The 10323-nt window shown below is 77.3% G+C and carries 9 protein-coding genes; 2 read left to right on the top strand and 7 right to left on the bottom strand.

The window, feature by feature from the left end:
- Positions 1-23: 23 nt before the first annotated feature.
- The 3 genes from IEZ17_RS30995 to IEZ17_RS30985 are packed head-to-tail and all read right to left on the bottom strand — an operon-like array spanning position 24 to position 4212.
- Entirely contained in the window at positions 24-1391 is a 1368-nt protein-coding gene (locus tag IEZ17_RS30995) for an AAA domain-containing protein (RefSeq protein WP_189305958.1), read from the bottom strand.
- Between the two features lie 38 nt (positions 1392-1429).
- Positions 1430-2998, bottom strand: a complete 1569-nt coding sequence (locus IEZ17_RS30990; RefSeq protein ID WP_229852824.1) for a hypothetical protein — start codon at positions 2996-2998, stop codon at positions 1430-1432.
- Positions 2989-4212, bottom strand: coding sequence for a hypothetical protein (locus IEZ17_RS30985; RefSeq protein ID WP_229852823.1), 1224 nt, complete (start codon positions 4210-4212; stop codon positions 2989-2991). Before IEZ17_RS30985 ends, IEZ17_RS30990 begins: the two co-directional genes overlap by 10 nt.
- 279 nt (positions 4213-4491) lie before the next feature.
- On the opposite strand from IEZ17_RS30985, the gene IEZ17_RS30980 reads away from it, so the two are divergent.
- On the top strand, positions 4492-5085 hold the full coding sequence (locus IEZ17_RS30980; RefSeq protein WP_189305956.1) for a histidine phosphatase family protein: 594 nt from the start codon (positions 4492-4494) through the stop codon (positions 5083-5085).
- A 16-nt stretch (positions 5086-5101) separates the two neighbouring features.
- On the opposite strand, the gene IEZ17_RS30975 is transcribed toward IEZ17_RS30980, so the two are convergent.
- A complete protein-coding gene (locus tag IEZ17_RS30975; RefSeq protein WP_189305954.1) occupies positions 5102-6673 on the bottom strand; it encodes an NsdA family TPR-like regulatory protein in 1572 nt (523 codons plus the stop codon).
- 235 nt (positions 6674-6908) lie between these two features.
- Here IEZ17_RS30975 and IEZ17_RS30970 point away from each other — a divergent pair, with 235 nt between their 5' ends.
- On the top strand, positions 6909-7361 hold the full coding sequence (locus tag IEZ17_RS30970; protein WP_189305953.1) for a hypothetical protein: 453 nt from the start codon (positions 6909-6911) through the stop codon (positions 7359-7361).
- 123 nt (positions 7362-7484) lie between these two features.
- Here the strand turns inward: IEZ17_RS30970 and IEZ17_RS30965 are convergent, their stop codons facing one another.
- The 3 genes from IEZ17_RS30965 to IEZ17_RS30955 form a co-directional block, all read right to left on the bottom strand.
- Positions 7485-8741, bottom strand: a complete 1257-nt coding sequence (locus IEZ17_RS30965; protein WP_189305951.1) for a glycosyltransferase — start codon at positions 8739-8741, stop codon at positions 7485-7487.
- Positions 8738-8992 (bottom strand): hypothetical protein, encoded by a 255-nt coding sequence (locus IEZ17_RS30960; protein ID WP_189305949.1) that lies wholly within the window; start codon positions 8990-8992, stop codon positions 8738-8740. The genes IEZ17_RS30965 and IEZ17_RS30960 overlap by 4 nt, the downstream gene beginning before the upstream one ends.
- Positions 8989-10323: sugar transferase (locus IEZ17_RS30955; protein ID WP_308427728.1), on the bottom strand; the 1335-nt coding region annotated here is incomplete at its 5' end. The genes IEZ17_RS30955 and IEZ17_RS30960, both read right to left, overlap by 4 nt.

Here is a 10323-nt window from a genome sequence, read left to right as displayed (position 1 = left end):
TCGGCCGGGTGCCGGTGTGCCGGTCACGTTCCCCACCCCACCCGGTGCTCCGCGAGGTGCGCGAGGACCGCGTGGTTCGCCTCCCAGCCGTCCGGGAACTTGACCGTGACGCCCAGCTGGACCGGCTCCGTCGAGGGGTGCTCGTCCAGGAGGTCGGCCACCCCGGCGCGGGAGACGACGATGCAGGCGTGGCGGTGGCGGGAGGCGAGCACGCACAGCCGGCCGGTCTCCAGATGGAAGGCGGTGGCGTCGGGGCGCCCGGACAGCGGGTGCAGGACGACCGTGACGTCGAACTCGCGGCCTTGGAGGCGGTTGGCGGTGTCCACCGCGACACCGGTCACGCCCAGCCCGGCGAGCGCCGCGCGGACCGCCGCGGCCTGGTCCCGGTGGGCGGTCCCGACGGCGATCCGGGCGGCGGTGAGCGGGGCCGGCTCGGCGGCGTGCTCGCTGGTGGCGGCGCCGCCGCGGTCGAGGAGGCGGCGGACGGTGAGCGCGACGGCCCGCACCGCCTCCGGGTCCGTACGGGGCGTGTGGCGGGCGGGGAGTTCGAGCAGCCCCCAGCCGGACTCGGCCGCCTCGTCCAGCACGCGGTCCACGGCCGACCCGTCGCCCGGCACGCCGAACGCCAGCCGCCGGTCGCCGTGGCCGGTGCCGCTGCGGAACGGCGTGTACGGGTAGAAGGCGCGGGAGACCAGGGGCGCGGCGGAGGCGGGCAGCCGCCAGGAGACGGGGAGGCGGTGCTGGGGGAGGTCGGGGTTGTGGGCGAGGAGGGTGGAGACGGCGCTGGCGGAGGGGTCGTAGGCGAGCCCGGCCCACTGCTCGGCGCCCACGATGCTGAACGGGTCCAGCTGGCCCGGGTCGCCGACGAACAGCGCGCGCTCGAAGAGCCCGGCGACGCTCAGCAGCGCGTCGGAGCGCATCTGGTACGCCTCGTCGACGATGGCGTGCCGCCAGGGCTCGTCGACCTTGGTGTAGGCCCATTTCGCGGCGGTGGAGACGACGATGTCCATCCCGGCGAGGTCGGCGATCCGGGCGGAGGTGCGGACCGCGGGGAGGTCGGCGAGTGCGGGGTCGAAGGAGCCCGGCTCGCTGCTGTGCAGGCGGCCCACGGGGAGGTCGGGGTCCTTGCCGGCCAGCCGGAGGACGAGGTCGTCGACCTGGGCGTTGGTCTGCGCGACGACCATCAACGGGCGTCCGGCGGCGGCCAGTTCGCGGGCCGCGCGGACCACGAGGGTGGACTTGCCGGCGCCCGGCGGGGAGTCCACCACCACGCCGCGGTGGGTGCTGTGGAGGGTGTCGTGCAGGATCGCGTCGGTCGCCCGGCCGGCCGCGGCGCCGGGGTCGAAGGGCTGCCGGCCGGCACTCGGGCCGGCGTGGTGAAGGTCCGTCATGCCGCGGCGCCTGCCGGGGGGGTTGGCGGAACGGGGCATCACAGGAAGTCCTCCGCGGTGACGGTGTCGGTGTCGGGGGCGGGAAGCGGGGTGGCACCCGTGGTGCCGGTGGTGCCGGGCGGGGGGCCGCCGTGCGTCCAGGGGGTGTCCTCCGGGTCCGGCAGGTCGGGGCCGCCGCGCGGGGCGTGCTCGAAGAGCGTCCAGCACACCGCGTCGTCCGGCTCCGGGACCGATCCGGGCTCGGGGGTCCTGCCGCGGCCCATGCCGCCGGTGAGCCGCACCACCAGGGTCCCCGGCTCCCCGGCCCCGTACGCCACGAACTCTGCGGTCTGGGTGCGGCCGTCGGCGAGCGGGCGGTGGAGCTTGGCGTCCACGTCCAGCTGCGGGCGGTCGTCGGTGCGCACCGTCACCAGGGGGCGCGGCATCGGCCGCTTGCCTTCGGAGTAGGCCATCTCGACGGCGGTGACCGTGCCGTGCAGCGCCTCCCCGGCCAGCCGGCGGGCGGCCATCACCAGCGGGTCGTCCAGCGCTTCCTGGGCGTCCAGCTGGGCCTGCGCGCTCTCGCGGGCGGACAGCTTCCGGGCGGCGGTGACGGCGTCGTCCTGCCGGGGCTGCGGCGGTTCCCCGGCACGGATCCGGTCGCGGTGCGCGGTGTACGACCAGCGGTCGCGCTTCCAGCGGTCGGCGACCCGGGCGCCCTCCGGGAGGCCGCGCAGCAGGTCGACGCCCTGCCACACGGCGTCCCAGGTGGGCCGCAGCCGGCTCTCGACCAGGGTGCGGATCTCCTCCGCGGCACCGGGCAGGCCGGCGTCGTAGCGGGCCATCGCGGGGGCGAGCAGCCGGTTGTCGAACGCCGGGTCGGTGGCGGGCCCGGCCGGCGGGCACCACAGCTGGCCGGCGGCGTCGCGCGCCGTCTCCGCGTACTCGGCCGCGTCCTGGCCCCGTACGCCCGGCGGCGGGGCGATCCAGGCGAGCAGCGCGCCCAGGTGCTGGTCCTCCAGGACGCTCTGGCCGGTCGCCCAGTGGCGGGTCAGCAGGCCCGTCATGGACAGCAGCAGAGCGGCGCCCGGCACCCGCGCCCGCTCCCCGAAGTGGGTGAACCAGCGGCCCAGCAGCGGGACATGGGGTGGCGCGGGATACGGCGTCTCCGGCTCCTGCTCGGCCGTCCGCCGGAACCGCATCGAGCGGCCCAGAAGCCGTACGTACTCGATGCCGGCGGTGCTCGGCACGATCAACTGGGGTGCGTCCGCGCACAGTTCGACCTGCACAGGGACCTTCTTGCCGGTCTCCGGGTCGGTCTCCTTGCGCTCCTCCCACTCGACGGCGTCGGCGAAGCCGTCCACGTACGGCAGCACCGACTCGGCCAGCTCGGCCAGGAAGGCGAACCGCAGATCGCGGTCGCGCGGCTGCGGGACGGTCAGCAGCAGCGGCTTCTCCCGGTCCGTGCCGACCAGCGCGCCCAGGGGGGCGCCGGCCTCACCGGCGGTGGTCAACGGGACGAACACCAGCGGGCGTTCGGAGAGATGGCGGTGCCGGACCGTGGTCAGCGGCTGGGCGCGGCCCGCGGCCACCGCCTCCATCCGGGCCAGCGTCTCGATCAGGGACATACCGGCTCCCCGTCGCGCGGGGCCGGTACGGCGGCGGCGCCGGACAGCGCCTCGGCGCGCAGCGCGGCGGCCCGGCGCAGGGCGGCCACGGCCGGGTCGTCGGGGTCGCCGGGGTCATCGGGGCCGTCGGGGCAGCCGGGGGAACCGGGGCCGCCCGCGGCGGCCAGCACCTCCTCGATGGTGCGCAGCCCGCCCAACTCGCCCCGCACGCCCCGGCCCAGGGTCGTGACCGCACCCTCCTGGCGGGACCGTTTGCGGCAGTGGAAGGCCAGTTCGCAGGCGGCCAGGCACTCCGGGGCGTAGGCCGCGTCGACCGCGTCGACGGCCGTGGTCAGCTCCTCGGGCGGGCGGGTCGGCGTGGTGCCGTCGTCGGCCAGCCGGAGGTCGAAGGTGGTCCCCGGGGGGAGCGCGGCGGCGATCTCCTCGACGCGGGTCAGCCGGCCCAGCTGGCGGCGGGTGGTGGCCAGCTGCTTGCGGACGTCGACGGCCGCGCCCGCGGGGAGGTTGGAGAAGTCCTTGGGGCAGACCAGCAGCACCCGGTCGCGGACCCGGGCGGGGCGGCCGGTGCGCGCCGCGACATGCCCGGCGACCGCCTCCAGGGCGAGGACGTACACCGCCGCCTGCCGGGCCGCGGCGCCCACCTTGGCGGCGTCCGCGGCGCCGTCGATCATCGGGAAGGACTTGATCTCCACGACCGTCCAGCCGCCGTCCGGATGCACCACCACCGCATCCGGCTCCACATAGGCCGGCGACCCGGCCACCTCCAGGGCCAGCATCGGATGGTCCAGCAGCGCCCAGCCGCCGGCCGCGGTCGCCTCGCGCAGCGCCAGCGCCGTACGCGCCGCCCGGCCCTCGGGCCCGGCCGCGGACAGATCGGGCCGGGCGACCGCGTCGGCCTCCGGCGCCGGGCCGCCCGGCACCAGCCGCTCGCACACCAGCCGCAGCAGCTCCGCGCCGCCGTCCGCCTTCACCCGCGCCTCGAAGGAGTTGCCGCGCACCAGGGCGAACTGCGACTGCCCGTACGCCGCGGGGGAGCCCAGCGCGCGGGCCAGCGCGCCCTTGTCGATGCCCGCGCCGTCCAGCAGCGCGCGGCGCCGGCAGCCGGGGTTGGCGGCGAGGGCGGCCAGCGCGCGGGCGTCCAGCGACCGGGGGCGCACCCCGGCTCCGCGCAGCTCGCGCAGACTCTGCCGCAGGCTCGGGGCCGGCGTGGGCACTCCCCCCGGGGCGGGCACCGGTCCCCAAGCTCTCGAATCGGCTTGAGCAGGGGAGGCCCCGATCACCGGAGCGGTGGCCGCCGCGCCCCCTGCTCCGGCCGCTGTGGGTCGACTCTCGCGGGAAACGTTCACCCGCCGAAGTCTGGCATCCGCCGCCGACAAGCGGGGCCGCCCGGTGCCGTCCCGCGCCGTGCGCGATGATGGAAAGCCCGCGGTCAACGCCGCCCGCGCCGACACACGCACGACGACAAGCCGGGAGACCGGCGAGAGGTACGACCCATGGCAGCGCGCATATTCCTGGCCAGGCACGGGCAGACGGAGTGGTCCCTGTCCGGCAGGCACACCGGACGGACCGACATCCCGCTGCTCGACGAGGGGCGGCGGGGCGCCAAGCTGCTGGGCGAGCGGCTGCACCGCGCGCCCTGGGACGGGCTGCCGGGCGTCGAGGTCCGCACGAGCCCGCTGGTGCGCGCCAAGGAGACCTGCGAACTGGCCGGCTTCGGGGAGCGGGCCCAGGACTGGGACGCGCTGATGGAGGTCGACTACGGCGCCTACGAGGGGCTGACGCCGGCCGAGATCAAGGCAGGGCGGCCGGACTGGCTGCTGTGGCGGGACGGGGCGCCGGAGGGCGAGATGCTCGCCGAGGTCGCCGCGCGGGCGGACGAGGTGGTCGCCTGGGCGCGGTCCGCCGACCGTGACGTGCTGGTCTTCGCGCACGGCCACATCCTGCGCTCCCTGGGCGCCCGCTGGCTGGGCCTGGACATCTCGTTCGGGGCCCGGATCCGGCTGGAGCCGACGTCCCTGTCGGTCCTCGGCTGGGCGTACGGTGAGCCGGCGATCGAGCGTTGGAACGACACCGGGCACCTCGGCTGACCGACGGCCGCGGGCCTCAGACCGGCTGCCGCCCCGCCGACGCCGCGTGCTGCTCCAGGAATTCCGGGACCGGGCGGCAGCTTCGGTACGGGCGGAGCTTCCGGGCGGTGCTGTCCAGCATCGCCCGGATCCGTGCCGAGCGGACCTGCTCCAGCAGCGCCAGCGCCCGGATGCCCGCCGCGGCGGCCTCCTCGGGGGCGCCGCCGGCCGCGAGGTTGCCGGCCAACTCGGCGGTGAACAGGGCGATGTTGCGGGTGAAGTGCGGATCCTGAAGGGCGACCGCCCGGCGTGCGTGCTCCGCCGCGCGCCTCGTCTCGCCCAGCGCCGACCAGCACTGCGCCTCCAGGCCCGCCAGCTCGGCTTCGCCGTAGAAGCTCATCCACTCCGGGTCGCGCTCGCCCGGCCCGGCCGCGAACAGCCGCTCCGCCCGCGCCAGCGCCTGCTCGCAGCCCGTACGGTCCCCGAGCCCCGCCCAGCCGCCGGCCTCGCGCAGTGCCAGCAGCGACCGCAGCCGCGGTGAGGCGAGCCGCTTGGCGGCCTGCTGGGCGGCCTGCGCGGCGCGTACCGCCTCGCGCGGGCGCCCGGTGTCGCGGGCCAGGAAGGCGGTGTTGCAGAAGGCGTGCGCCTCCAGGGCGGCGTCGCCGCAGACCCGGGCCGTGGACAGCGCCTCGGCGTAGTGCGAGCGGGCGTCGTCGAAGCGGCCGGAGTCATGTGCCAACCAGCCTACGGAGATGGCGAGTTCGCCCGCGCCGGCCTGGAGCCGGTCGTAGACCGCGCGGCGCTGGACGCCGGAGTCCAGGAGCTCGTAGGCGGCGCGCAGCGGCTGGGTGGCGCGGGGGTAGAGGCCGTCGGCGCCGTGCCGGTCGTCCAGCAGGCGGATCCGGCGGACGGCCTCCTCGACGGCGGTGGCCTCGGTGGCGCCGGCCCGGCCGCCGGGCGGCGTACGGGGGCCGGGGACGGTGGCGGTCGCGGCGGTCCCGGCAGGGTGCGCGGCGTCAGCCGCTCCGGTGGAGCCGGAGCCGGTGCCTGCACCGGGGAAGGGGTCGAAGGGGTCGCCGGGCCAGAGGCCGGCCAGGCCCAGGGCGGCTGCCGGGCCGCCGGTGATGAACGCGCGACGCAGCACGTCGCTCTCCTTGCAGATCTGGATACGGGTATCGCGGTGGTCGGGGTCGGTTGCCAGGGGCGCGGCGCTGACCACCGGTGCAGGCACCGTTCCCCAAGCTCTCGGCTCCGCTTGAGCAGGGGAGGCCCCAATCGCTGGAGCGGCTGACGCCGCGCCCTCGTGCTGCGCCCCCCGTCCGCGTACCGTCTCCCGCGGCGCGAACCCCATGTCGGGCAGTGTCAGTCCCGGGAACATGTGCCGGAACACCCGCTCGTAGGCGTAGTTCGGACACCGGATCTCCCCGGACTCGACGCGGCCCACATAGCGGGCGTCGCACGAGACCTGCTCGCCGATCTCACGGGCGGACCGTCGGACCGCCGCCGCGAACTCACCGGGCGACAGCCGGCCGCGCAGCTGTCGGAAGGCGGTGTTCGGGCGGGCGGGTACGGTGCGGGACGACGCTGATCGTGCAGCTTGCGACGCCATGGCGGACCCTCTCCGTGCCATCTTGTGGCGATGCCGCTTCCTGGCGGTGCGGCGGGACGACGGTACCGGCTGTGACGGGTCCGACACCCAGGGTTTGGCTACAAACCGGATATCTCACCCACGATCCGCCATGAAGTGCCACCCTTTGCAGCGTTCCGCCGCCGTAGCTGTTGACGCGGCCGGCCGTTGAAGACGGTGTAAAGGGTGTGGCGCGTGCTTTGAGGAGGGGTTCTCCGTGTGGGAGACCGGCGTGAGCAGGGGCGGCAAGGAGTCCGCGGGCCAGGCCGCCGGGCGCGGGGGGTGCGCCGCGCCCGGCGGCGTACCGTCCCAGCCCTGCGACCTCGTCACGGTGCCGGCCCGGCAGGGCCTGGAGGCGGTCGACATCCTGCGGCTGCGGGACGGCGTCGGCCCGGTCCTGCACGACGGCGCCTGCGACACCCTGGGCTTCCTGGTCCCGCCCGGGACCGCCGACGGCTGGGACGTACCGGGCAGCGCCTGCACGCAGACGTACGGCCGCGGCATCGCGTTGGGCGGTGGCGAGGACGCCGTCATCGACCCGCCGGTGACCGGGACGGGCTGGCTGGTGCCGCCCGAGGGGGCGTACGCGGATGCCACCGACCCCGTGGTGCTGCGGGCGGCGCTGGGCGAGGCGGCGCGCACCATCGAAGCCGTCGACCGCTGCCAGTGAGGCGGGAGCGCGGGGCCGCCGGCTGAAGCCGGGCGGCCCTTTCGGCGTGTGCCCGGCCGGTGTTCGCCGGGGACGAGTCGGCGCGAGGCGATGCGCCGGGCGGGGGCCGGAGGCGCCGAGGGGTTACCGGGAGGCGGTCCGGCGGCGGCCCGGCGACGGGGCCGGGGAGGGGTCCGGCAGCGAGACGCCCGGGGGCAGGGCCGGCGACGCGGGCCCGGCCGGCTGCGGGGCGGGCACCGGCGCGGGGCGGGTCCTGCGGCGCGCCGCGGCGACCGCCGCTTCGTAGACGGCCATCAGGTCCTGGGCGCTGCGCTCGATGTCGTAGCGCCGCACCACCGGGGGCACCGGCAGCCGGCCCGGTCCGCTGCGCCGCAACTCCCGCAGCGCGGCGGTGAGTTCGTGGACGCCGGGGCTGAAGCGGCGGGCGCCGGGGGCCTGGTCGGCCGGCAGGTCGTCGACGGCCGGGCAGCTGCCGTAGAGCACATGCAGTCCGGACGCCAGCGCCTCGACGGCGGCCAGCCCGAACGCCTCGTCCGGGGACGGCGAGACGAAGACGTCGATGGCCGACAGCAGACCGGGGATGCTCGGGGCCTCGCCGGCGGCCGGCCCATCGGCCCCGTCGCGGGCGCCCAGCAGCCGGATCCGGTCGCCGGAGCCGAACTGCTCCGCCATCCGCCGCAGCGCCTCCCGCTCCGGCCCGTCACCCGCCAGCAGCAGCTGCACCCCCGGGAGCCGGGTGACCGCCCGCACCAGGACGTCGAACCGCTTGCCGGGCACCAGCCGGCCGACCCCGCCGACCACGAAGGCGTCGGTGGGCAGGCCGAGCCGGGCGCGCACGGTGGCCCGGGCGGCCGGGTCGTAGGCGAAGCGGTGCGCCTCGACGCCGTTGGGGACGACGTGGATCCGGCGCTCGGGCACGCCCCAGCGGCGCAGCCGGGCGGCCACGGTGTCGGAGACGGCGACCGTCGCCGACCCCAGCCGCTCGGTGGCCCGGTAGAGCGTGCGGACGCCCCGGGTCAGCCGCCGGCCCTCGATGACCGCGTCGCCGAGGGAGTGCTCGGTGGCGACCACGGCCCGTACGCCCGCCAGCCGCGCGGCGATCCGGCCGTAGACGCAGGCGCGGTAGAGGTGGGTGTGGACGAGGTCGTAGCCGCCGGCGCGGATCAGTCCGGCCAGGCGGGGGAGCGCGCTCAGATCGCGGTTGTCGGTCATGCCGAGGTGGGTGACGGGGATGCCGTCCGCCTCGATGGCCGCGGCGAGCGGGCCGGGGGTGGTCAGCGAGATGACCTCGCAGCGGGCGGGCAGCCGGCGCAGCAGCAGACGCAACTGCAATTCGGCGCCGCCCACTTCGAGGCCGGTGATGACATGCAGGACTTTCACCGGATGCCTCCAGAGGTTGCGGCCAGGGTGGTCTCGTCAGCGGCCGGGGTGGCCTGTTCGGTGGGCAGCGCACGGCGGCGCGGCGGATGCGGGGCACGCTTCGGGCGCAGTCGCACCGGGGTGCCGGCGGCGCCGTCGGCCGTACGGGCGGCGGGGGCCGACCGCCGGGCCGCGGGGGCACGGACGGCGCGCGCGGCGGCGGTGCTGGCGGCCGGCGGCACCACCGCCCCGGCCGCGGCGGGCGCGCTCACCGGCGCCCCCGGCGGAGCAGCCGACCCGCCGTCCGCAGCAGGATCCGGACGTCCTGCCACGGCGACCAGCTGTCGATGTAGAGGTTGTCGAAGCGCGTGCGGTCCTCAAGGGGGGCGTCGTCGCGCAGCCCGTGCTCCCGTGCCGGCCCGATGATGCCGGGCGGCATCCGGTGCCGGGCCGCGTAGCCGGCGCAGCGGTGGGTGAACTGCTCGGCGAGGACGGGGTGTTCGGGGCGCGGGCCGACCAGGCTCAGGTCGCCGCGCAGGACGTTCCACAGCTGCGGCAGCCCGTCCAGCGACGTGCGTCGCAGCAGCCGGCCGACGGAGCCCGCCCGCGCGTCGCCGGCCGCGTTCCGCCGCGCCGCCGGTTCCGCCGCGTCGCCGGGCCCGAGGGTGCGGAACGTGAGGAGGGTGAAGGGGCGACCGCCCCTGCCGGTACGTTCCTGACGGCAGAGCACCCCGGGCCCGTCCGCGAGCCGTACGGCCAGCGCGCAGCCCGCCAGCAGCGGGGCCGCCGCCACCAGCGCCACCGACGCCAGGACGAGGTCCAGGAGCCGCTTCGGCAGGCCGCCGGGCCGCGGCTTTGCGGTCTCCCACGGCCGGCAGGCGAAGCCCCACAGGTGACCGGTGCCCGGCTCCGGCGGCCGGCCGTCGCGGACCGCCCCGGCGCCGGCCAGCCAGACCGCCGAGCCCTGGGCGAGGAACCGGCGCAGCAGCGCCGCGGTGTGCGGGTCGCGCTCCGGCGGCACCAGGAACACCGCGTCGCGCACCGTATGCCGGATGACGGCCCGGGTGATCTCCTCGCCGGAGCCGAGCCATGGCGGCGTGGCGCGCGATCCGCCGGGCGGTACCGGGCCGCACGCCACCAGACCCACCGGGCGCAGCCCGTACTCCGGGTGCGCGGTGAGCGCTGCGGCGAGCTGCCGGGCGGCCGGGGTCGGGCCGACGAGCAGGGCGGCGCGCGGCCGGCGCCGGAGGACGGCGCGGCGCACCCGGTAGACCGCGGCCCGGCCGGCGCACGCCAGCACCGCCTGCACCGCCACCGCGCCCAGCAGTACCGCCGGATGCAGCGGGTGCCCCGGGCGCACGGCGGCCACCGCGCACCAGCCGGCGGCGGCCCGGACCAGCAGCGGCGGCAGTTCGTCCAGCGCGGCCGGGGCGGGCCCGGGACGGTAGAGCCCGGCGCGGGCATGGAGCAGCAGCAGTCCGGACGCCAGCGCGCCGAGCAGCGCCGGCGCCGGTCCCGGGCCGGGGAGCAGGAGCGCCGCCCCGGCGGTGGCCAGCAGATCCGCGGCCATCAGCGGGGCGGTGGTGGTCCGGTGCCGTACGGC

Source organism: Streptomyces albospinus, assembly GCF_014648695.1.
Lineage (GTDB): Bacteria > Actinomycetota > Actinomycetes > Streptomycetales > Streptomycetaceae > Streptomyces > Streptomyces albospinus.
Note: the sequence above shows the minus strand (reverse complement) of the source record. Positions and strands in the feature narration are given on the sequence as shown.

What these genes read in the sequence shown, in the direction of transcription:
- IEZ17_RS30975 (WP_189305954.1), bottom strand. Translation starts at nt 6,673, where the DNA reads ATGGCGTCGCAAGCTGCACGATCAGCGTCGTCCCGCACCGTACCCGCC.
- IEZ17_RS30995 (WP_189305958.1), bottom strand. Translation starts at nt 1,391, where the DNA reads ATGACGGACCTTCACCACGCCGGCCCGAGTGCCGGCCGGCAGCCCTTC.
- IEZ17_RS30980 (WP_189305956.1), top strand. Translation starts at nt 4,492, where the DNA reads ATGGCAGCGCGCATATTCCTGGCCAGGCACGGGCAGACGGAGTGGTCC.
- IEZ17_RS30990 (WP_229852824.1), bottom strand. Translation starts at nt 2,998, where the DNA reads ATGTCCCTGATCGAGACGCTGGCCCGGATGGAGGCGGTGGCCGCGGGC.